Below are 23,543 nucleotides of genomic sequence, written 5' to 3' on the forward strand. Positions count from 1 at the left end.
TGGTTTTTAACGTCAATCGCGTATCCGATTAAGATTGCGCTTGCGGACGCATGGCTGGGAACAGAATCACGTCACGAATCGTGTGCGTGTTGGTAAACAGCATCGCTAGGCGATCAATACCAATCCCTTGGCCCGCTGTGGGTGGCAAGCCGTGCTCAAGTGCCGTGATGTAGTCTGCATCGTAATACATGGCTTCATCGTCACCGGCATCTTTCGCATCCACTTGCGCTTTAAAGCGGGCGTCTTGGTCTTCTGCATCGTTAAGCTCAGAGAAACCGTTCGCCACTTCGCGGCCGCCAATAAAGAACTCGAAACGGTCAGTAAAGAACGGGTTGTCATCGCTACGGCGAGCCAGAGGCGAAATATCCGCCGGGTAACCGGTAATAAAGGTTGGCTGAATCAGTTGAGGTTCAGCCGTTTCACCGAAGATCTCTTCAAGTAGCTGACCACACGTCCAAAACGGTTCCACGTCAACATGAACAGATTTAGCAATCGCGACCATTTTCTCGCGATCTTGCAAGTCCGCTTCTGTTAGTGCTTGGATCTCAGCGTGATCTGGGTTGTAGTGCTTGATAGCTTCAAACATACTCATACGAGCGTACGTACCACCAAACTCTACCGTCTCATCACCGTAAGGCATAGAGGTAGAACCAAGAACATCCATGGCTACAGTGCTGAGCATCTCTTCAGTGAGATCCATCAGATCTTTATAGTCAGAGTACGCTTGGTAGAATTCCATCATGGTGAATTCTGGGTTGTGACGTGGCGATAGACCTTCGTTACGGAAGTTACGGTTGATCTCAAATACGCGATCAAAACCGCCCACAACGAGACGCTTCAAGTACAGCTCTGGCGCCACACGTAGGTACATGTCGATATCCAACGCATTGTGGTGCGTCACGAATGGACGAGCGGTCGCACCACCAGGGATGACGTGCATCATTGGCGTTTCCACTTCAAGGTAGCCTTTTGAGCTCATGAAGTTTCGGATCGCAGAAACAAGTTTAGAGCGAATGATAAACGCTTGGCGTGAATCTTCATTGACAATCAGGTCAACGTAACGCTGGCGGTAACGCATCTCTTGGTCAGTCAGGCCGTGGAATTTCTCTGGCAGTGGACGAAGCGCCTTGGTCAGCAATTCGTACTCTTCCATATTCACGTAAAGATCGCCTTTACCGGATTTATGCAGCGCGCCTTTGACACCGATGATGTCACCGATATCCAAACCTTGGTATTGCTCTTTAAGGTGCTTTTGTACGTCTTTTGCCGCATACGCTTGAATACGGCCAGATGTCTCTTGAATCACAAGGAACGGACCACGCTTAGCCATAATACGGCCGGCAATCGCCACCACGTGGTTGAGCGCTTCTAGCTCTTCCTTGCTCTTCTCACCGAACTCTTTTTGTAGATCGCCCGCTAGTGCATCACGACGGAAGTCATTAGGATGGCCATTTGCCTTGCAGCTCTTGCGGATAGCGTCCAGCTTCGCGCGGCGCTCAGCAATCAGCTTGTTTTCTTCAGGTGAAAGGACGTCTTGTTGATTTTCGTTTTGAACAGCATCAGTCATTTTCGATGTATCCTGTTTCGTTTCTGAGTGTCGGTGAAAAGCTTACAGGCCTGATTTCAGGCTAGCTTCAATAAATTTGTCTAGATCGCCATCCAGTACCGCTTGTGTATTGCGGTTTTCTACCCCGGTACGCAGATCTTTAATGCGCGAGTCATCTAGGACGTAAGAACGAATCTGGCTGCCCCAACCAATGTCAGACTTCGCGTCTTCGTTGGCCTGCTTCTCTGCATTCTGCTTTTGAATCTCAAGTTCAAAGAGCTTAGCGCGCAGCTGCTTCATCGCCTGATCTTTGTTCTTGTGCTGAGAGCGATCGTTCTGACATTGCACGACCGTGTTGGTAGGTACGTGAGTAATACGTACCGCCGATTCGGTGGTGTTAACGTGCTGACCACCCGCACCGGACGCACGGTACACGTCAATGCGCAAATCCGCAGGGTTAATGTCGATATCGATGTTGTCATCAATCTCTGGGTAGATAAACGCAGAAGCAAACGAAGTATGACGGCGGCCGCTAGAGTCAAACGGCGATTTACGGACTAGACGATGCACGCCAGTTTCAGTGCGAAGCCAACCATAAGCATACTCGCCAGAGATTTTCACCGTCGCGCCTTTCAAGCCCGCCACTTCACCCTCTGACACTTCGATCACTTCGGTTTTGAAGCCTTTGGCTTCTGCCCAGCGCAAGTACATGCGCAGCATCATTGATGTCCAGTCTTGCGCTTCGGTACCGCCCGAGCCAGATTGCAGGTCGATATAGCAATCAGACGCATCGTGATCGCCAGAGAACATACGACGGAATTCAAGCTGTTCAAGCTTCGCTTCCAGTTCCGCAAGCTCGGGCTCGATTTCATCGAAAGTTTCTTGATCGTCTTCTTCGACCGCAAGCTCAAGTAAACCATCAACATCTTCAACTCCTTGGTCGAGCTGATCAATGGTTTCCACGACAGCTTCTAACGCCGCACGCTCTTTACCTAACGCTTGTGCGCGTTCGGGTTCGTTCCAGACATCTGGTTGTTCCAGTTCTGCGTTGACTTCTTCTAGACGCTCTTTTTTGGCGTCATAGTCAAAGATACCCCCTCAGGACTAAAGTGCGCTGAGACACGTCCTGTAAGCGGTTTTTAATTGGATTGATTTCAAACATGTTTGCTCAACATTGATGAGTAGAATTTAACCGAAGAATTGTACTGAAAAGTGTGACGAAGATACAGGAATTTTTTGAACAGGACTGGCAGTGCGTCATAAACAACAATCCCTTGTCACACAGGGTATGACAAGGGATTGGGCGCAAAGAAATACGCGCGGTTAAGCGTTATCTTGTGCCAGTGACGCTTGCTCAGATTGGCCGATGAACATCATGCACACCATCGCCGCCGCCGTTGGCAGCAACCAGCCCATGCCGACATCAAAAAGCGGCAACATGCTCAGTGCTGACATATCCAACCCTGCCACCTTAGCGGCATCAATAAGCGCAAACAGCAAAGCAACAAGAATCACCACACGGTACGCCATAGCTGGATTCGCGAGCTTGTTACGCATAAAGGTCAACGCGATCAGAGCAATGGCAACCGGGTAAAGCGCAAACAGCACTGGTACTGAAAGGGCAATCAGTTGAGCGAGGCCGACGTTCGCCACCACAGCACACGCCACCCCATTAATGATCACCCACTGCTTATAAGAGAGCGGAGTGAGCGAGCTGAAATAGTCAGAACACGCAGAGATAAGGCCGATCGCCGTCGTCAAACACGCCAGCAACACGATGACAGAGAGAACCACTTGACCGTACGGACCAAACAGCGCTTGAACATACAAGCTTAACACTACACCACCATTGTCCGCGCCCGCTGCAACTTCAGAACTGGTCGCGCCGAGGTAGAAGAGTGAGATGTAGACAAACGCAAGTCCCACAGCGGCAATGCAGGCTGCACTGATCAGGTATTTTGAGGTCGCTTTTTGTGAAGTGATGCCTTTTTGGCGCAGCGCATCAACAATCAACACCCCAAACATCAAGGCGCCAAAGGTATCCATGGTGTTATAGCCTTCCAGAAATCCTTTTTGCAATGGGTGAGTTAAATACTCACCTTGCGCCGCTAAAATCTCGCCTTGAGGAGCAATAAAGACCGCACCGGCCAAGACAATCAGGCCAATAAACAGCGCCGGCGTCAGCACTTTACCAATCACATCAATCAGTTTGCCTTGAGACCAAGCAAAGAACACCGCAACCGCAAAAAAGAGAATGGAGAACATGGTCAACTGCATTTGCGCGGCGTCAGCCAAGAAGGGTTTGATCGCCATCTCGTAGGCAACCAAACCAGTACGAGGAGCCGCGAACGCTGGGCCGATAATGACGAAAATCAGTACCGCCATCACCACAGCAGCGCGCTTTGGCAAATGCTCTGTCAGATGATCCCATGAACCACCGGCTACGGCGATCGCAATGATCGTTGCCAGTGGCAAACCGACAGCCGTCGCGAGAAAACCCATCATTGCAGGGAACACATTGTCGCCTGCAAACTGACCGGCAATCGGTGGAAAGATGATGTTACCCGCACCTAAAAAAAACGCGAACAGCATGAAGCCGAGCGCAAGAATATCTGTGATTTTTAAACTCTGATTCACGAGAGAACCTTCTTATACTTCTGTTCCCAATGCGACTATGACGGCAGTATCGAGTAAACTCGGCTACCCCATAACCTGATGGGAGATATCGATGTTGTGAATGGAGAGTGATGTCATTGACCCACTCAATCTTTAAAATAAGGCGCGCATGATGAACAAACCGTGTCGCTTTCGCAACCGAATGGCGAAAAACACCATATAAATTTAGAGTACACTCAGATATACAGCAGCAATCACTAGTTGAAGAGGAAAAATTGGATTTTAATACCAATTAAAATCACCAACAGCACCACAACAAGAAGAACAAAAAACCATACAGATCATTAACAACCACTGAAATCACCACCATAACATTCAATGACAACATAAGATTCCAATGACCATCAAAGCCACTAAAGCGTTTTCATTTAAACAGTTTTCTATTCAGTCTGGACAATCGGGGATGCCCGTCAGTACCGATGGTGTCATGCTCGGCGCGTGGGCGCAGATAGAGTACGCACATCAAATACTCGACATCGGCACTGGAACGGGGCTATTAGCCTTGATGTGCGCCCAGCGCAACCCAGATGCACAGATATGCGCGATAGATATTGACCATCACGCCATTTGCGCCGCGCAAAGTAATTTCAGCGCCAGTCCGTGGAACAGCAGATTACGTCTTCTCCAAGGTGATATCCTCAGCGCCGAACTCCCAGACGCTTTTGACGCGATTATTTGTAATCCTCCCTATTTCACCACTGGCGAGTCTGCCAAAGCCCCCGCTCGCGCCATCGCAAGGCATGCCGATACATTGGCACACGAACCTTTATTGCGACGATGTCAGCAACTGCTCGCGCCTCTTGGCACCGCCAGTTTCATCTTGCCTCAAGTGGAAGGGGAAGCTTTTATCGAGTTAGCGCAGAATATGGGTTGGTCGTTAAGAAGGCGGTGTGAAGTACGCACCACAGTCACTAAACCCGTCAGTCGCCTGATGTTTGAACTGCAACACACCGCAGGTGAGTGCCAATATCAATCACTGCTGATCCATGACGGAGCCGAGTACAGCGAAGATTTTGTCGCTCTGACGAGAGCGTTTTATTTAAAGATGCCGTAATTAAGGTGTGATCCTTATCACCAAAGACACTATACTATGCGACCTTTGTTATCCCTGAGGTCAAAATAGAGGGATAAAAACCATTTCGTGCGCTTGTGGAGAGACCAGAGTGATCAAAAATTTTGCCGAACTTGAGCTAGACAACAATCTACTCGAAGCCATCGAAGAGATGGGTTACAGCCGCCCAACCCAGATTCAGGCGGAAGCAATTCCACACGCCCTTGATGGTCGAGATATTCTCGCGTCTGCGCCCACAGGAACAGGCAAAACAGCGGCGTTCGTGCTACCCGCTCTGCAATATTTGCAAGATTTCCCGCGCCGTAAACCTGGGCCTGCACGCGTGCTGATCTTAACGCCGACACGTGAACTGGCAATGCAAGTGGCGGATCAAGCGCGCGCTTTAGCGAAAAACACCAATCTCAACATTTTCACTATTACTGGCGGTGTTCAATATGAAGAGCACGCCGACATTTTGAAAAAGACCCAAGATATCGTTGTTGCAACACCGGGCCGCTTAATGGAATACATCAACGCGGAGCGATTCGATTGTCGAGCAATTGAATGGTTAATCCTCGATGAAGCGGACCGAATGCTCGACATGGGCTTTGGTCCAACGGTTGACCGCCTTTCAAATGAATGTCGTTGGCGTAAACAAACTCTGCTTTTTTCTGCCACGCTCGAAGGCCGAGGTGTGGAAGGTTTCACAGCTGATCTATTGACGAATCCGGCGGAAATTGATGCCGAGCCATCACGCCGCGAACGTAAGAAAATCGCTCAGTGGTATCACCGTGCAGATGATATGGAGCACAAACTGGCGCTACTCAAAACCATCCTCACCGAGCAAGCTCAGCGCAGCATCATCTTTTTAAAAACCCGCGAACGTTTGGCGGATTTACGTGGCGAACTGGAAAAAGCGCAGATCCCTTGTGCGTGGATCCAAGGCGAAATGCCACAAGATCGCCGCAACAACGCCATTGCGCGATTCCGTGATGGAACGGTCAACGTTCTGCTCGCCACCGACGTTGCCGCGCGTGGTATTGACCTGCCGGATGTCAGCCATGTGATCAACTTTGACTTGCCACGCAGCGCAGATGTTTACCTGCACCGCATTGGCCGTACCGCACGCGCAGGCAAGAAAGGCAACGCAGTCTCACTGGTAGAAGCGCACGATCAACCCATGATGGATCGCGTCGCTCGCTACGTGAAAGAAGAGATCAAAGAGCGCTTTATTAAAGAGTTACGTCCAAAACACAAGAAACCAGTGTTTAAGAAAAAGAACAAGAAAAAAGACGACAAGAAGAAAAGCGTGACTAAAACGAAGAAAAAGAGCGCCAGCAAGAAAAAGTAAGGCTATCGCTTAGATATACGAAAAAAGGGTTGATGTGTATGCATCAACCCTTTTTTATCGTCGGACTTCAAGACTCTGCGCAATGAAAGCCGCTGATCACTTCAGCGACTTTGCCAGTCTCAAGGGGTGGTATTAGTGTTCACGAGTGGCACGGAACTCAACATCCGGGAAGCGCTCTTTGGCCAGGTTCAGATTAACCATGGTTGGCGCGATGTAAGTTAAGTTGTCGCCGCCATCGAGGGCTAAGTTGACTTGGTTCTTGCGCTGGAACTCGTCGAGCTTCTTACCATCCTCACACTCAACCCAACGTGCAGTCGCCACGTTAACCCCTTCGTAAATCGCTTCCACGTTGTATTCCGCTTTCAAGCGCGCAACCACCACATCAAACTGAAGGACACCGACGGCGCCTACAATTAAGTCGTTGTTCTGCAAAGGTCTGAATACCTGCACGGCCCCTTCTTCTGAAAGCTGCACTAAGCCTTTGAGCAACTGCTTTTGCTTAAGAGGATCTTTCAAGCGAATACGACGGAACAGCTCAGGAGCGAAGTTTGGAATACCCGAGAACTTCAGTGCTTCACCTTGAGTAAAGGTGTCACCAATTTGGATGGTGCCGTGGTTATGGAGACCGATGATGTCACCTGCGTACGCGTTTTCAGCGCGAGAACGATCGCCCGCCATGAACGTCACCGCATCAGAGATGTTCACTTGCTTACCAAGACGAACGTGGTTCATCTTCATGCCTTGCTTGTATGTCCCTGACACGATACGCATAAAGGCGATGCGGTCACGGTGTTTCGGGTCCATATTGGCTTGGATTTTAAACACAAATCCACTGAAGTTCTCTTCTGACGCCTCAACTTTACGCTCATTGGCTTCACGCGGCATTGGTGCCGGAGCCCACTCAGTTAGGCCATCAAGCATATGATCAACGCCGAAGTTACCTAATGCGGTACCGAAGTACACAGGCGTCAATTCACCGGCAAGGAACAGCTCTTGATCAAACTCAGGACAAGCGCCAATGACCAATTCGAGCTCTTCACGCAGTTGCTCCGCCAATTCGCTGCCGACAGCTGCGTCTAGCTCTGGGTTATCTAGCCCTTTGATGATGCGCTGCTCTTGAATCGTGTGGCCTTGGCCTGTTGCGTAAAGAATCGTTTCGTCACGGTGAATATGGTAAACACCCTTAAACTCTTTACCGCAGCCAATCGGCCATGAGATTGGTGCGCACGCCATATTCAGTTCGCTTTCGACCTCATCCAGCAACTCCATAGGATCACGGATATCACGGTCAAGCTTGTTCATGAAGGTCACGATTGGGGTATCACGTAAACGCGTCACTTCCATCAGCTTGCGGGTACGATCCTCGACACCTTTCGCGGCATCAATCACCATCAGACATGAGTCAACAGCGGTCAGCGTACGGTAGGTATCTTCCGAGAAATCTTCGTGCCCTGGGGTATCGAGAAGGTTGACCAAGCATTCGTTGTACGGGAACTGCATCACAGAGGTGGTCACGGAGATGCCACGCTCTTTTTCCATCTCCATCCAGTCTGATTTGGCATGCTGAGCGGAGCCGCGTCCTTTCACCGTACCGGCGGTCTGAATGGCGCGTCCGAACAACAACACTTTTTCAGTAATGGTAGTTTTACCCGCATCGGGGTGCGAGATGATCGCGAATGTTCTACGTTTAGACACTTCGCTTAGAAATGGGGTATTTGACATGAACAGGTCTTCTTAACTATCTGTAAGCCGTTTTTCTCGGTCATACCGAGCCTAAACCACTCTGGGTTCAATTCTATTTTGCGCGGTATTCTCGCTTATATTGATGTAATCAGCAACTTCATACAAAAAGATGAATTGAAAAGTCACGCTTTTCGTCGATAGATTAGATTATCAATGAATATGAGCTATAACTTAAGAAGTACATCTCACAAGTAGAAGCTATGTCCGAGACTATAAAGATCAATTCGTTAGCCATCCGCCAAGCAAAAACGGTGTTTTTGGTATCTGTCCTGCTGGGCGTCTGCTTCAGCTTGTATCAGATTTTTGTTGATGTATCGAAAGAGCAGCAACGTATCGAAGATCACTATCAGTTCAAGTTGCTGCAAAATTACTCTAATGCGAGTCAAGCGGCCTATCATCTTAACCAGTTGTTGGCCGAGCAAGTGGCCTCAACGCTGATGATGGATAACGCCATCTACCGTGTGGAAATCATCGATGACTTTGGCGATACACTGACCCGTAATGAGCGTAGCGTGACACGCCAAGGGGATTTTGCTGAACTGGTGGCCACTTACCTCACGCCGACATCACCGGTCTATCAGACCGATCTCCATCAGCCTAACTCTCATGTTGTGGTAGGCTCACTCAGTTTCTCCGTGAATGGCATCAGTATTGCGCGCGAGTTTATCGCCAAAACCAGCAAAATCTTACTGTTTGATTTGCTGCGCAATATTTTGCTGACCACTATCTTGCTGATCTTTTTCTACAAAAAACTGTCTAAACCACTGATTACTCTGCTTAACTGGGTACGTTCACTCAACAATCAGCACAGTGCGACCACGCCTCCTCCGCTACAAGGTAATGATGAGCTCGGTCACCTTGCCAAGACCTTCCATTCCCTATGGCAAGACCGTGAAGTCGCGCAAGCGAAGCTCAATCAGCTCGCATACTACGACTCGCTAACTGGGTTGGCCAATCGCAGCTTATTGATGCAAACCCTAGGAAAGTCTATTGACCAAGCGGTACACAATAATCAAACCGGCGCGCTGTTTTACTTGGATTTAGACCGTTTTAAAACCATCAATGACTCGCTCGGTCATACTATAGGGGATCAGCTGCTCAAGGCGATCGCCAAGCGTATTGTCTCGTGGCAGCAAAAAGGCTACACCGCGGCGAGGATCGGCGGTGATGAGTTTGCGATCTTGCTGCCCAATGTGGGCCCAGAGCAAACCAAAAGTTTAGCTCAGCAATTGCTTGCACTGATCTCAAACCCCTATTCGATTGATGATCACCAACTCTACTGTACCGTCAGTGTCGGTATCGCGACCTTTCCTTCGGTCGCCTGTACCAACATTGATGTGCTGCGCCAAGCGGATACCGCCTTGTATCGCGCCAAGGTGGCAGGTAAGAACAAGTACACCTTCTACGAGCCTGAAATGCAGGCGCAAGTTGAATCCTTCCTAGAGATTGAAAAAGGGTTGCATGAGGCAATCAACAAAGGACAGCTTGAACTCTATTATCAGCCTCAGGTCAGTGATAAACACCAAATTATCGGGGTTGAAGCCTTAATTCGCTGGAACCACCCCGAAAAAGGGTTATTGCCTCCGGGCGTGTTTATGCCGGTCGCGGAAGAGACTGGACAGATCCTTCAAATCGGTAATTGGATTATTGAGGAAGCGTGCTACCAGTATGCCAAGTGGAAAAAACAGGGCATCTTGCCAGACACTTTCCGCCGCTTGGCGATCAATATCAGTCCGCTTCAGTTCGCGCAAGAGTCCTTCGTTGATCACATCAATGAAGCCTTAGCGCAAGCAGGGATCAGTGGAGAGTGCATCGAACTGGAAATCACTGAAAACTTACTGCTCGAGAATGTGGAAGGCGCGATTCAAAAGATGGTTAAACTCAAAGAGTTTAATCTCAAAACCTCGATTGATGACTTTGGCACCGGCTACTCGTCGTTGCGCTACTTAAAGCATTTATCGGTAGACGTACTTAAGATTGACCGCTCATTTGTCACCCAACTGCATTTAGACGAAAGTGACCAAGCGATTGTCGATACCATCATCATGACAGCGCATCGTTTGAACTTGGAAGTCATCGCAGAGGGGGTGGAAGATGTGTACGAGTTGGAGACGCTGAAAAAACTGGGTTGCGAACAGTTCCAAGGTTACATTTTCGATAAGCCTCTGCCAGCGAGTGAGCTGAAAAGCCGCTTTGAGGCCAACTACTACCCGCTAGAACTACCGGAAGACGCAAAGTTCGCTCAGCGTTAATAAAACCCTAAGCTGAAGCAAAAAAGCTTAGAAAAACAGATAACTCATGATGATCGCGTCTTCTTTGCCCTTGCTCGTTGGGTAATAGTTGACGCGACGGTCAATCTCATTGAAGCCAACTTCTTGGTAGAGAGCTAACGCCACCTGGTTACTTTCTCGTACTTCAAGCCAAGCGCTATCTGCGCCTGCGCCCTCACACATCGACAAGAAGCCTTCAATAAGCACTCGGCCAAAGCCCTGTCCTTGCTTGGCGGGATCGACGGCAATGTTGAGTAACGTCACCTCACCCACAATATTCTGCGCGTAAAAATAGCCCACAACCTCGCCACTCACCTCAAGCACCTGATGGCACGCACCGCGGCTCTCAATGGCGTTAATCAAGTTGGCAGACCAAGGATGTGAATGCGCGGCACACTCAATGCGATACACCTCATCAAGGTGCGTTGGCGCTAATGGAACCAGTGCCATGTTATTCTCCTTTGAGAGCCGTTTGGATTTGCTGCCACAAAGCGCGGCGCTCCACTTGATTACCATCAATCGCAGCTAACTCTGGCGACACCAAGGTTTTCACGCCCTCAAATTGGTGAGCATCACAACCGGCATACCAAACCCATGTCAACACCTCGCTATTAACGGCGATCGCCTGATGAGGATAAACGTGGCGCACATGTTCAAGGGTCAATGACATCGCTTGTAACACCTTTTGCAAAAATAGGGCGTCGCTGCCTTGAGGCAGTACAGGTGATACCAACAACAAACGGCAGTCATCATCCAGTGTGATGGGACTAAGCTCTACGCCTTGAAGACGTGAGGGATGCTCAAGTTGGTAGGTATCAATGCCCATCTCATGGAGATAGCCAGTGTTTAACAAAGACATATCGGTTCGTTATCCTTTATTCATGACAAACGGATTCATGAGAAAACGGGGGTAATGAGAATCGGTGAATAGTAACGGATTAGTGCGCAGAAAAAGCCTCGTTTGGGTATCACGACCAAGTGAAGCTAGCCACTTGGTCGGGAAAGTCTGCACACGCGAGAGCGATTAAAAGCTCGCTTTCACCGCATCGGCAATTTTGAGGGCGCTCGCTTGAACCAGCTCAGCATCTTCGCCTTCCACCATAACGCGAATCAAAGGTTCAGTGCCCGACTTACGCAGTAGCACGCGGCCTTTATCACCAAGTTCGGCTTCAACTTGTGCCACACTCTCTTGTACGGCTTTCGCTTCTAGCGGGTTAGAGTCGCCCGAGAAACGCACGTTTTCCAACACTTGCGGGTACAGTGTCATACCTTGCGACAACTCGTGCAAAGTGAGTTTACTGCCCACCACAGATGCCAAGACTTGCAGCGCTGCGACAATCGCATCACCAGTGGTCACCTTATCAAGCAAGATAACGTGGCCAGAGTTTTCCGCACCAATACGCCAGCCTTTTTCAAGCAACTGCTCCATCACGTAGCGGTCACCGACAGCCGCACGAACGAAAGGAATCCCCAACGCCTTGAGGCCATTTTCCATGCCTAAGTTGGTCATCAAAGTGCCAACCACGCCGCCTTTCAATTCACCACGACGCAACGCATCTCGCGCTATGATGTAGGCAATTTGGTCGCCATCAATTTTGTTGCCCAGATGATCCACCATGATGATGCGATCGCCATCACCATCAAAGGCGAGACCCAGCGCGGCTTGCTCTTCGACGACACGTTTTTGCAGCGCACGTACATCGGTCGCACCAACTTCATGGTTGATGTTGGTGCCATTCGGCTCCACACCCATCGCGATCACTTCAGCACCGAGTTCGCTAAAGACCGCTGGCGCGATGTGGTAAGTCGCGCCGTTAGCACAATCGACGACAATTTTTAGCCCGGCTAAGCTCAATGACGACGGGAAGGTACTTTTACAAAACTCAATGTAGCGCCCTGCTGCGTCATTCAAGCGGCTCGCTTTACCCAGCATGGCTGATTCCACGCACTCAATCTCTTTATCGAGCTCCGCTTCAATCGCGAGCTCCACCTCATCGGGCAGCTTGGTGCCTTCTGATGAGAAGAATTTAATCCCGTTGTCGTAATATGGGTTGTGCGATGCAGAGATAACAATCCCTGCCTCAGCACGGAAAGTTTGTGTCAGATAAGCCACCGCTGGCGTAGGCATTGGGCCGGTAAAGGTCGCTTTCAAACCTGCGGCAGCAAGGCCGGCTTCAAGCGCTGACTCTAGCATGTAACCAGAAATACGCGTGTCTTTGCCAATGATGACTTTTTTCGTGCCTTGCTTTGCCAATACCTGGCCAGCTGCCCAACCGAGTTTCAATACAAAATCAGGAGTGATGGGGTATTGGCCAACTTTGCCGCGTACCCCATCGGTTCCAAAATAACGTCTTTTATCAGACATGGTGAGTCCTTATCTTTTTATTTTATCGCCGCAGAAGGTGAATGGTTCGCTTTGACCATCTCAACCACCTTCATGGCATCAAGCGTTTGTTCGTAGTCGTGCACACGAATAATTTGCGCCCCTTTCATCGCTGCGATCGTCGCGCAGCTGACACTCGCCGCCATGCATTCGGCCGGCGCTTTGTCGAGCAGTTTAAATAACATCGATTTACGTGACATGCCCGCCAAAAGAGGCAAACCAAAACGGTGGAACTGCTCAAGATGCGCGAGCATATGATAGTTGTGTTCAAGGGTTTTGCCAAAGCCAAATCCAGGATCGAGGATCAGCTGCGCTTTATCAATCCCTGCCGCCTGACAAGCTTGCATGCGCTCTTGCAAAAACTCGCCCACCTCCACTAAGAGATCATCATAGCTTGGGTTTGCTTGCATGGTACGCGGCTGGCCTTTCATGTGCATCAAACAAATCGGCAGCCCAGATTGAGCCGCCACTTCCAGCGCCCCTGGCTCTTGCAGCGCACGGACGTCATTGATGATATCCGCCCCCGCCGCTATCGCTTGCGCCATGACTTGTGCTTTGCTGGTGTCAATAGAGATCCACACATCAGAGCGGGCGCGAATCGCTTGGATGATGGGTACCACTCGCGCAAGCTCTTCGTCCAAACTCACGTCCGGTGCCCCGGGACGCGTCGATTCACCACCGATATCGATGATAGCGACACCTGCGTCTATCATACGCTGCGCTTGCTCTAAGGCGCGCTCTAAGGAATTAAACTGGCCGCCATCAGAAAACGAATCGGGCGTAACATTAAGGATCCCCATCACCTGAGGCGTGGAGAGATCGAGGGTTTTATTGTTTGCTTTTAGAATCATCATAAACAGAAAAACCCCGAGTTGCCTCGGGGTTTGGTCATTAACAGAAATTATTCTGAGTCTTTTTTCTCAGTGCCTTCTTCAGCAGGTTGCGCGTTTTCCGCTGATTCGCTGCTGCTGTTTTCCACTGTTTCATCAGCTTGGACAGGCTCAGCTGCACTCTTGTTTGAGGCGTTATCTCCCCATCCTGCAGGCTCACGAATGTCGCTCTTACGCTCCATCAGGTCATCAATTTGACCCGCATCGATGGTTTCGTATTTCATCAGCGCATCTTTCATCGCGTGCATGATGTCCATGTTGTCTTCCAAGATTTTCTTCGCACGGTCATAGTTGCGGTCGATAATCTTGCGCACTTCATCGTCAATCAGCTTAGCGGTATCATCAGACACATGCTTGGTTTGCGTTACGCTGCGTCCTAGGAACACTTCACCTTCATCTTCAGCGTACAACAACGGTCCTAGCTTCTCCGAGAAGCCCCATTGTGTCACCATCTTACGCGCAATGTCAGTCGCACGTTCAATGTCATTCGATGCGCCTGTCGAGACTTTATCAGGGCCATAAATCAGCTCTTCCGCCAATCGACCACCGTACAGGCTCGAAATCATCGACTCAAGGTGCTGACGAGACATACTGACTCGGTCTTGCTCTGGCAGATACATGGTCACACCAAGCGCACGGCCACGTGGAATGATCGACACTTTGTATACTGGATCATGCTCAGGGACAAGACGGCCAACGATAGCGTGACCGGCCTCGTGATAAGCAGTAGACGCTTTGGTCTCTTCAGACATCACCATAGAGCGGCGTTCTGCCCCCATCATGATTTTGTCTTTTGCCAGCTCGAACTCCACCATAGAGACATTGCGCTTGTTACCGCGCGCTGCAAATAGCGCCGCTTCGTTAACGAGGTTAGCAAGATCAGCACCCGAGAAGCCCGGTGTACCACGCGCAATCAGTGAAGGTTCTACATCACCCGCCAGCGGCACTTTACGCATGTGAACTTTCAAAATTTGCTCACGGCCACGCACATCTGGCAGACCCACGACAACTTGACGGTCAAAACGACCTGGTCGTAACAAGGCTGGGTCCAGTACATCTGGTCGGTTTGTCGCAGCGATAACAATAATGCCTTCGTTGCCTTCAAAACCGTCCATTTCAACCAGCATTTGGTTCAGGGTTTGCTCACGTTCATCGTGACCACCACCTACACCTGCGCCACGTTGACGACCTACCGCATCAATCTCATCGATAAAGATGATACAAGGAGCTGCTTTCTTCGCTTGCTCGAACATGTCACGAACACGCGAGGCACCGACACCGACGAACATTTCGACAAAGTCAGAACCAGAAATGGTAAAGAACGGTACTTTGGCTTCACCGGCAATCGCTTTCGCCAGCAAAGTTTTACCCGTACCCGGAGGACCGACCATCAACACACCCGTTGGGATCTTACCGCCCAGCTTTTGGAAGCGGCTCGGGTCGCGCAGATAATCCACCAGCTCTTTGACGTCTTCTTTCGCTTCATCACAGCCAGCCACATCGCCAAAGGTAGTTTTAATTTGCTCTTCGCTCATCATACGAGCTTTGCTCTTACCGAAGGACATCGCGCCTTTGCCGCCACCGCCCTGCATTTGACGCATGAAGAAAATCCACACACCAATCAGTAAGATCATTGGGAACCAAGAGATGAAGATAGTGCCGAGCAAGCTTTGCTCTTCCGGCGGCGTACCTTGCACCTTCACGTTTTGATTGATCAAGTCATCGAGGAGTTTTTGATCGTAGACGGGCATGTAAGTCACATAACGAGAGCCACCGCCACGACGAACGAAGGTGATTTCGCCGTCTTTAAATGTTGCTTCCTGAATCTGGCCTTGGCCAACTTCCTGTACGAACGTGGTGTAATCTACTGCTCGTCCGTTGCTCTCTCCCGGCCCAAAGCTTTGGAATACCGACATCAAGACTACGGCGATCACTAGCCACAGAATTAAATTTTTTGCCATGTCACTCAAGGTGTCAGCCTCTCGATAACTAATTGTAATTAAAGGTAGGGTACTACAGTTTGAAAACTGTAGCTACAGTGTTAACCGCTGCGAAAAAGAGCAAATAGTTAACCTTTGTAACTAGCGGCCAGCTTGATTAGCCTTTGTAGCCAGTAGCCACTATGAAGACTTCACGTGAGCGTGCTCGCGATGAGTCTGGTTTTCTTACTTTTACGGTTTTAAACAAATCTCGGACTTCTTTCACGTATTGATCGAAGCCTTCGCCCTGAAAAACCTTGACGACAAAGCTACCATTGGGTGCTAGAACTTGTCGACACATATCTAACGCGAGCTCAACCAAGTACATCGCTCTCGGCTGGTCCACTGAGTTGTTACCGGCGATGTTCGGCGCCATATCGGACATCACCACATCGACCATAGACGGTTGGATTCGCTCTAGCAGGGCCTCGAGCACGGCATCGTCTCTAAAATCCCCTTGCAGAAAGCTCACCCCAGCGATCGGATCCATCGGCAACAAATCACACGCGATGATTTGACCGCTGTCCCCCACTATTTTAGCAGCATATTGAGACCAACCACCGGGCGCTGCGCCCAAATCCACCACAGTCATGCCTGGTTTTAGTAGCTTATCTTTGCTTTGGATCTCTTCCATCTTAAAATAAGCGCGAGAGCGATAGCCTTTTTTTCTCGCTTCGTTGGCATATTTGTCGTCGAAGTGTTCTTTCAACCAACGACCAGAACTGGCCGAATGCTTTTGTTTACTCATTCTAATCCTAATAAGACGTAAATAGGAGCTATTGCTGTAATAGGGAAACCCTATTGCGGCTCACTCTGGAGCAAGGAAACTCATCTTTCGAGCATTCCCGCCCGCTTGATAATTAACCATCGCTCAATAAATGATAGTCTTCCACCATAGATGGCGTTAAAATAGGGCTTTTCAACCCTAATATTAAAGAAAATTGGCCGCGTAATGAACCTAAGCACCAAACAAAAGCAGCATCTTAAGGGCCTAGCACACAGCTTAAAACCAGTTGTGCTCCTCGGCGCGAACGGACTCACGGAAGCTGTTCTAGCGGAAATCGACATTGCTCTCAACTACCACGAACTGATCAAGGTAAAAATCGCCTCTGAAGATCGTGACACCAAAAACCTGATTGTCGACGCCATCGTGCGTGAAACAGAAGCAGAGAAAGTCCAAGTGATTGGTAAAACGCTTGTTCTGTTCCGTCAATCGGAAGACCGTAAAATCGAACTTCCACGCAAGTAATCTCGTCCGAGCCGATGGGTACTCCATCACGGCGGACAAGTCACTTGCCACACCAAGATTCACGCTCCCTCTTACTTATATAGATAAAGCTTAGGTAGATAAAACTTAGGTAGACGCACTTAAGTAGGCACACTGTTTGGGTACACCCGCTGTACTCATTGCAATGTGGAGTATTGAATCCAACAAAAAAGGTCGCGCTGCGACCTTTTTTGTTGCTTGAAACCTTTTCTGAACACACCGATGAGCGCTTGGCTCAAGTCGTTGCTCAGCGAGCATCCTGCTGACTTATATTCTCTCAACTAACTTAGATACTCTCGACTAAAGGTACTCAACACGATCAATTTCGAAATCGCGCTCACCACCTGGGGTTGCAATCACGACTTCATCGCCTTCCATCTTACCAATCAAGCCACGAGCAATCGGAGAGCTGACAGAAATGCGACCCGCTTTGATATCAGCCTCATCGTCACCGACGATCTGGTAGGTTTTTTCTTCTTCAGTGTCGCAATCGATCAGTGTGACCGTTGAGCCGAAAATCACTTTGCCTGTGTTTTCCATCTTAGTGACATCGATCACTTGAGCGATCGACAGCTTGTATTCGATATCACGGATCTGCGCTTCACAAATACCTTGCTCTTCGCGAGCCGCGTGGTACTCAGCGTTTTCTTTCAGGTCGCCAAGCTCACGAGCTTCAGCAATCGCTTCAGAAATTTGTGGGCGAAGTTTCAAGAGTCGGTCGAGTTCTTCACGTAGCTGCTTTTCGCCACGCAGTGTCATTGGGACTTTTTCCATTATTACCTCATTCCAAAGCATTCTTTGGACAAAACAAAACTACCTAATCACGAGGACTAGGTAGGGATTCAATCAATCGGTTTGTTCTAGTGTAAACAAACTTGGCAACGAAATCATCTTAATTCATCGTACATGAGAGATCACACTCTTAATGCACACATATGCAACAAAACCAACACCAGAACCAGATTTTTTCAGCGGTCAAAAATCCGACAATCAAGATAAAAAATGATAAATTTTTCGTTTTTTTTGACACCCAAACAAAAAGGTAAAAATCACAATAAATCAATAGCTTGATATTTTTTTACCCTCAATAAAACAGTGTTCAAAAACGGTTTTTATATCGTTTTACTACCGCTCAGGGGAACTTTGACGGTACAACATGAGCACGAATTGCTCTGGCGACTCAAATCAGTATTTCATATTTATCCGCCTTTTCTTAAGTATGAACATTGAGTCCTCTGGGAATGCGTACGAGGATAAACACGCAAGTGACATCACTCGCATATAAAATTTATGGACAGTAAATTAGGACTAAATAAGATGAACAAGACTCTAATCGCTCTAGCAGTATCTGCAGCAGCAGTGGCAACTGGCGCAAATGCAAATACCATCTATAAAACGGACACCTCATCTCTATCTCTATCTGGTGAAATCGACGCGTATTTGAGCAAGGTTGAAACTCAAAACACCAAATACGATGCAGACATCGACCTATGGGCAAAGATCCAGATCGATGCTCGTCACCAACTCAATGACACTGTCGCAGTTTTCGGTTCATTCGAAGTTGAAACCGGAAACGGCTTCATGCCAGGTGACAACGATGCAAATAGCTTTAGTGCTGATGACGCATATGTAGGCCTTGAGCTTGGCAATAACTTTGGTTTTGCTGTTGGAGAACCAGGTGACTACGCGAAATCTGTTAATGCTATTCTGATCGATAACACAAATGAAGGTTACGGTTATGTTGACGATGTAGCAGATCGCTTCGAATCAAAGGGACACGGTATTGCGGCCAAATACTCTATTGATAATTTGACTCTTGTTGCGGACGCATACTTAAACCAAGAGCGCGATCTTGACACTGTATTTGGTCTATCAGCTTCATACGATATTGCAGGCTTCAATTTGGGTGCGACATACCAAGACCAAGGTAACCGTAGCTCATATGATACGTCAACAAACGGAGACAATAGCCTATGGGGTGTCAAAGTAGGGTACGGCATTGGCGACTTTAATATTGCAGCCCACTATGTAATCGATGAGATCGATAGCGAAGATCACGAAGCTCTAGGTATTGCTGCGTCTTACCAAATCGAAGCTCTTCGTCTATACACATCGCTCGGTTCTGTTGAAAATAAAGACACAGATCAATCAGGCAACTATGACGACGTAAAAGCGTACACAGTCGGTGCTGACTACGCAATTTCTGCAAATCTACTTGCGTTTGTGGAATACACAGGTATCGATAACGTAGATAACAACAAAGGCGATGAAGATAAGCTTGCCCTCGCTGGCGTATACTACACCTTTTAATCTATAGCGCTTTCGCAATTAATAGGTCTCAAGTATTTACTGCCAGCTACGTAGCTGGCAGTTTTGTTTGCAGTTATACTGACACTCGTTTCTTAATCGGTGTTTTGATATGACTTCTCTTCTTCGCTCCCTTGTCTCTCTGTCATTGTGCCTATTCGTGGCCCCTAGCGCGCATGCCAATATTACCCCGAGTTCAGCGCCTACTGCGCAGCCTTATCCCCCGCTCTCTCATCTACCCGCTGGCAGTCGCAGTGCGCTAAGAATAGAAAACTTAGTGGAGAGAGACACCGCGCTCGCCACCGACAACCAAGACCAATATTTCCCCCCAGCCAGCACACTGAAACTGCTCACGGCGCTCGCGGCCAAGCTAGAGCTTGACGACAACTTCCGCTTTGAGACTCACCTTGCGACAGCCGGTCAAGATTGGGTGATTCAGTTTAGTGGTGACCCGACTCTAATGAGCCAAGATCTCAACAATCTGCTCGCTCTCGCCAAACGCGATGGTCGTGCTGAGATTAAAGGGGATCTTTGGCTCGATAACCGAGCGTTTACCGGCTATGACCGCGCTGTTGGCTGGCCCTGGGATAGCTTAGGTGTGTGCTACAGCGCGCCTGCCAGTGCCATTTCACTGGATGAAAACTGTGTGTACGCGTCGATTTATACCCAAGACGATGGCAAAACACGTGTCTATGTGCCTGAGCAGTACCCCATTTACGTCACATCAAGCGCTAAGTCGGTCAGTCAAACCGAGCAACAAGCCACACAGTGTGATTTGGAGCTACTCTCTTCCCCCGACAACCACTACCAGCTTCAAGGATGCTTAACCCAGCGTGAAAAGCCGCTGCCGCTCAAATTCGCGGTTCAAGACCCAGAGCTTTACACTCAACGTATGGTAAGCCAGCAACTGCGCGCACTCGGCATTACGCTGAAAGGACAGGTTCGTATTGGCCAACCGCCAGCGGCAGACACTCAGCGTATCGCCACTCACCGCTCTGCGCCGCTATCCGATTTGATTACCACCATGTTGACCAAATCCGACAACTTGATTGCAGATAACCTGACCAAAACCTTGGGCGCGAAGTTCTATATTCAACCGGGCAGTTTCAGTAATGGTACCAAGGCGATTAAGCAGATTATCTTCGCCCATACTGGCATTGATTTAACCGATGTCCCCATGACCGATGGCTCAGGATTGTCACGTAACAATCGCATCACGACAGCCATGATGGCGAAGGTGCTTCGCTACATCTGGCAACACGATGAAGACTTAAATCTGATCGCTGCCATGCCAAAATCAGGTGAAAATGGCACGCTGCAATATCGACGCAGTATGCGTCAATCGCCCATCAAGGGCGCATTGGTGGCGAAAAGTGGCTCGATTTACGGCAGCATGAATATGGCTGGCTTTGGGCTTGATGAACATGGTACACCGACCACACTATTTATTCAGTTTGTGGCCGATTACCACCCGGGAGAGGAGAGCCGCGACGCCCCAAGAGGCACCGCGGCTATTACCCAGTTTGAAACCTTGTTTTATCAAGACGTGGTCAATTTCAGTCAGGCAATCCCTAAGAACGCGTTAACCACAGTGAAATAGATCCACATCCCCGAAATATCAACAATCGACGCCAACACCGGGCTGACAAGTACCGCCGGATCCAACTTGAAAGCCCGTGCGACAATGGGCAGTACACCGCCTAACGTCGTTGATAGGGTGACTTGGATAAACAAAGCCACCGCAATGGCGAGCGCAATTAGGTCAATGTCAAACCCGCCTGCTGAGGCGCTGTCGCTGAACAACAAAATGCGGCCAACCATCACCAGAGCAATCGCCAACGCAAGGCACAGTGCCACGCGACTCTCTTTCCACAGCACTAACAGCCATTGTCGCTTACGCAGCTCTCCCGTTGCTAACGCTCGAATCACCAAGGTCGCCGCTTGGGTGCCGGTATTGCCCCCTGCTGCCGCGATGACAGGCATATACACCGCCAGTAGCACTAGCTGGCTTAAAGTGTCTTCATATTGAGCGATGATCAACCCAGAGACGATCCCAAGTAGGGCTAGCGCGATGATCCAACCGATGCGTTGCTTTACGTGCTCAAGCACCGACGTACTCAGATAGCTATCCCCGGTTTCTACTTCCGAGTGGATAAGACCCAGTTGGTGCGCATAGTGACGCGCCAGTTTGTCATGCCCTTGAAGCTCGAGTTTTGAAATCAAGGTCTGAACGTAACCGATGGTGCAGTGGTGTAAAATAGCCACCGCCTCTTCAATCGGCATTACCGTCAACAGATGAAGCTGATGACTTTGCTCGTATTGCAAAAACGCGCTGCGAGCGGCACCAATCTCTTCACGAGAAAAGTGTGATTGTGTGTCTACAAAAGGTTTGCTCATTACCGTCATGGCGAATCTCCCGATTGGCAAAAAGGTAACGACCATCACGCATGAGAAATGCGTAACTAGTATGAATAAGCGAAAATGCTGTGAGGAGAAAAACGCGAGAAAGGAAACAGGACTCTACCACCGAGGTAGAGCAAATGGAGGCCATACCGACAGCGGATTATTTTTCCCCTTTGATACTAGGGGGATGGTCGGTAGTGTTCATAAAAATCTCCAAAAAAACCACCAAATTGGCAGCGGCGAGAGTGTAGCAAAACAAGCAGAAAAAATCAGTCAAAATCGTGTTAAAAAGCCCGATAGATTTGCCCTATACCTGGCGTCAACCCATCATTACAGGCAATAAAAAAGCGCCGAATATCGACGCTTTTTCCACTCGTTTTACCCTCTCGTCACTAGTCACTAGTCGCTAGGAACTAGGAACTAGGAACTAGGAACTAGGAACCAAAACCCATCACTCAATCGTGATACGTGCGAACTTACGCTTACCCACTTGGAATACGTAAGTGCCCGCTTCAGGTACGAATTTCGCGTCCGCGACCTTCTCACCCTCTATTTTCGCCGCACCCTGTTTCACCATGCGCATCGCGTCTGAAGTAGAAGCGCACAAACCGGCGTCTTTAAGCAGGTTGGCAACAGGCGTACCAGCGTCAAAAGTAAACTCTGGCATCTCATCTGGGATCTGATTTTTAGCAAAGCGGTTAACGAACTCTTGCTCAGCGGCATCCGCATCAGCTTCACTATGGAAGCGGGCGATGATCTCTTTCGCCAACAAGACTTTGACATCACGAGGGTTTTTACCCGCAGCAACGTCGGCTTTAAATTGCGCGATCTCCTCAAGAGGACGGAACGACAACAACTCGTAGTAGCTCCACATCAGATCATCAGAGATAGACATGATCTTACCAAACATCTCACTTGGCGCTTCGCTGACACCAATATAGTTGTGCGCCGACTTAGACATCTTCTTCTCACCATCTAAGCCCACCAGCAGTGGCATGGTCAGCACAACTTGCGGTTTTTGTCCGTGCGCTTTTTGCAGCTCACGTCCCATCAGCAGGTTAAACTTTTGGTCCGTACCACCTAGCTCAACATCGGTCTCCATCGCCACCGAGTCGTAACCTTGCAGTAGTGGGTACATGAACTCGTGAATCGCGATTGGCTGGCCGCCTGTGTAGCGCTTTTTAAAATCATCACGCTCAAGCATACGCGCCACAGTTTGCTGCGCGGCAAGACGGATCATACCTTCAGCGCCCAGCTCAGATAACCACTCAGAGTTGAACTGAATCTTGGTCTTGGCAGGATCGAGGATCTTAAATACTTGCTCTTTGTAGGTTTCTGCGTTGCGCAGTACGTCTTCACGAGTCAGTGGTGGACGTGTGGTGTTCTTCCCGGTTGGGTCACCCACCATGCCGGTAAAATCACCAATCAAAAAGGTCACATCATGGCCTAGCTCTTGGAACGCACGCAGCTTGTTTAGGATAACCGTATGGCCTAAGTGAATGTCGGGAGCCGTGGGATCAGCGCCCAACTTAATGCGTAGTGGACGCCCTTCTTTTAACTTAGCAATCAGTTCTTCTTCTGGAATTAGCTCTTCAACACCGCGCTTAATCTCCGCTAGTGCAGCTTCAATGCTCGCCATTCTTGTTCACTCCCACAGATTTGGCAAAAATTTGATAA

The 23,543-nt window shown here is 49.2% G+C and carries 20 protein-coding genes; 7 read left to right on the forward strand and 13 right to left on the reverse strand.

Features of this window, described 5'->3' with window-relative positions:
• Positions 1-28 precede the first annotated feature (28 nt).
• The 3 genes from lysS to brnQ all read right to left on the reverse strand — a co-directional run bounded on the left by lysS (position 29) and on the right by brnQ (position 4,183).
• Complete coding sequence (gene lysS / locus AC6R0R_RS10460) at positions 29-1,567, reverse strand: lysine--tRNA ligase (RefSeq protein ID WP_334554026.1); 1,539 nt, start codon at positions 1,565-1,567, stop codon at positions 29-31.
• Between the two features lie 42 nt (positions 1,568-1,609).
• A protein-coding gene (prfB, locus tag AC6R0R_RS10465) for a peptide chain release factor 2 (RefSeq protein WP_334554024.1) occupies positions 1,610-2,708 on the reverse strand; the annotation gives its coding sequence in 2 pieces (ribosomal slippage) (positions 1,610-2,632 and positions 2,634-2,708; 1,098 coding nt in all).
• A 161-nt stretch (positions 2,709-2,869) separates the two neighbouring features.
• Entirely contained in the window at positions 2,870-4,183 is a 1,314-nt protein-coding gene (gene brnQ / locus AC6R0R_RS10470; protein ID WP_500626624.1) for a branched-chain amino acid transport system II carrier protein, read from the reverse strand.
• Between the two features lie 376 nt (positions 4,184-4,559).
• On the opposite strand from brnQ, the gene AC6R0R_RS10475 reads away from it, so the two are divergent.
• Entirely contained in the window at positions 4,560-5,276 is a 717-nt protein-coding gene (locus AC6R0R_RS10475) for a tRNA1(Val) (adenine(37)-N6)-methyltransferase (protein ID WP_500626625.1), read from the forward strand.
• Positions 5,277-5,385: 109 nt separating this feature from the next.
• Entirely contained in the window at positions 5,386-6,624 is a 1,239-nt protein-coding gene (gene srmB, locus AC6R0R_RS10480; protein WP_500626626.1) for an ATP-dependent RNA helicase SrmB, read from the forward strand.
• A 132-nt stretch (positions 6,625-6,756) separates the two neighbouring features.
• Here srmB and prfC read toward each other — a convergent pair whose 3' ends face one another.
• Positions 6,757-8,346, reverse strand: a complete 1,590-nt coding sequence (gene prfC, locus AC6R0R_RS10485) for a peptide chain release factor 3 (RefSeq protein WP_500626627.1) — start codon at positions 8,344-8,346, stop codon at positions 6,757-6,759.
• Between the two features lie 221 nt (positions 8,347-8,567).
• On the opposite strand from prfC, the gene AC6R0R_RS10490 reads away from it, so the two are divergent.
• Complete coding sequence (locus tag AC6R0R_RS10490; RefSeq protein WP_500626628.1) at positions 8,568-10,619, forward strand: putative bifunctional diguanylate cyclase/phosphodiesterase; 2,052 nt, start codon at positions 8,568-8,570, stop codon at positions 10,617-10,619.
• A 27-nt stretch (positions 10,620-10,646) separates the two neighbouring features.
• Here AC6R0R_RS10490 and rimI read toward each other — a convergent pair whose 3' ends face one another.
• The 6 genes from rimI to rlmE form a co-directional block, all read right to left on the reverse strand.
• On the reverse strand, positions 10,647-11,087 hold the full coding sequence (gene rimI, locus AC6R0R_RS10495) for a ribosomal protein S18-alanine N-acetyltransferase (RefSeq protein ID WP_500626629.1): 441 nt from the start codon (positions 11,085-11,087) through the stop codon (positions 10,647-10,649).
• 1 nt (position 11,088) lies between these two features.
• Positions 11,089-11,496 carry a DNA polymerase III subunit psi gene (locus AC6R0R_RS10500; RefSeq protein ID WP_500626630.1) on the reverse strand — a complete coding sequence of 136 codons (408 nt, stop codon included), beginning with the start codon at positions 11,494-11,496 and terminating at the stop codon, positions 11,089-11,091.
• A gap of 165 nt (positions 11,497-11,661) precedes the next feature.
• Positions 11,662-13,002 carry a phosphoglucosamine mutase gene (gene glmM / locus AC6R0R_RS10505; RefSeq protein ID WP_487901839.1) on the reverse strand — a complete coding sequence of 447 codons (1,341 nt, stop codon included), beginning with the start codon at positions 13,000-13,002 and terminating at the stop codon, positions 11,662-11,664.
• A 17-nt stretch (positions 13,003-13,019) separates the two neighbouring features.
• The gene (gene folP / locus AC6R0R_RS10510) at positions 13,020-13,871 is read right to left on the reverse strand and encodes a dihydropteroate synthase (protein ID WP_334554120.1); all 852 of its coding nucleotides are present in this window, start codon (positions 13,869-13,871) and stop codon (positions 13,020-13,022) included.
• Positions 13,872-13,921: 50 nt separating this feature from the next.
• A complete protein-coding gene (gene ftsH, locus AC6R0R_RS10515; protein WP_334568404.1) occupies positions 13,922-15,871 on the reverse strand; it encodes an ATP-dependent zinc metalloprotease FtsH in 1,950 nt (649 codons plus the stop codon).
• A 136-nt stretch (positions 15,872-16,007) separates the two neighbouring features.
• Positions 16,008-16,637, reverse strand: a complete 630-nt coding sequence (rlmE, locus tag AC6R0R_RS10520; protein ID WP_334554004.1) for a 23S rRNA (uridine(2552)-2'-O)-methyltransferase RlmE — start codon at positions 16,635-16,637, stop codon at positions 16,008-16,010.
• Between the two features lie 204 nt (positions 16,638-16,841).
• Between rlmE and yhbY the strand changes: the two genes are divergently transcribed.
• Positions 16,842-17,138, forward strand: coding sequence for a ribosome assembly RNA-binding protein YhbY (yhbY, locus tag AC6R0R_RS10525; protein ID WP_334554002.1), 297 nt, complete (start codon positions 16,842-16,844; stop codon positions 17,136-17,138).
• A gap of 318 nt (positions 17,139-17,456) precedes the next feature.
• On the opposite strand, the gene greA is transcribed toward yhbY, so the two are convergent.
• A complete protein-coding gene (gene greA / locus AC6R0R_RS10530) occupies positions 17,457-17,930 on the reverse strand; it encodes a transcription elongation factor GreA (protein ID WP_500626631.1) in 474 nt (157 codons plus the stop codon).
• Between the two features lie 543 nt (positions 17,931-18,473).
• On the opposite strand from greA, the gene AC6R0R_RS10535 reads away from it, so the two are divergent.
• Positions 18,474-19,466 carry a porin gene (locus AC6R0R_RS10535; RefSeq protein WP_500626632.1) on the forward strand — a complete coding sequence of 331 codons (993 nt, stop codon included), beginning with the start codon at positions 18,474-18,476 and terminating at the stop codon, positions 19,464-19,466.
• Between the two features lie 109 nt (positions 19,467-19,575).
• Complete coding sequence (gene dacB / locus AC6R0R_RS10540) at positions 19,576-21,063, forward strand: serine-type D-Ala-D-Ala carboxypeptidase (RefSeq protein WP_500626633.1); 1,488 nt, start codon at positions 19,576-19,578, stop codon at positions 21,061-21,063.
• On the opposite strand, the gene AC6R0R_RS10545 is transcribed toward dacB, so the two are convergent.
• Positions 21,024-21,869, reverse strand: coding sequence for a magnesium transporter (locus AC6R0R_RS10545; RefSeq protein ID WP_334568401.1), 846 nt, complete (start codon positions 21,867-21,869; stop codon positions 21,024-21,026). The genes dacB and AC6R0R_RS10545 overlap by 40 nt on opposite strands.
• Between AC6R0R_RS10545 and AC6R0R_RS10550 the strand changes: the two genes are divergently transcribed.
• The gene (locus AC6R0R_RS10550) at positions 21,838-22,209 is read left to right on the forward strand and encodes a hypothetical protein (protein ID WP_500626661.1); all 372 of its coding nucleotides are present in this window, start codon (positions 21,838-21,840) and stop codon (positions 22,207-22,209) included. The genes AC6R0R_RS10545 and AC6R0R_RS10550 overlap by 32 nt on opposite strands.
• Before the next feature lie 108 nt (positions 22,210-22,317).
• Here AC6R0R_RS10550 and tyrS read toward each other — a convergent pair whose 3' ends face one another.
• Positions 22,318-23,505 (reverse strand): tyrosine--tRNA ligase, encoded by a 1,188-nt coding sequence (gene tyrS / locus AC6R0R_RS10555; protein WP_500626634.1) that lies wholly within the window; start codon positions 23,503-23,505, stop codon positions 22,318-22,320.
• Positions 23,506-23,543 lie beyond the last annotated feature (38 nt).

The sequence above is a fragment of the Vibrio sp. R12-SW3-ISO1 genome, from assembly GCF_059834005.1.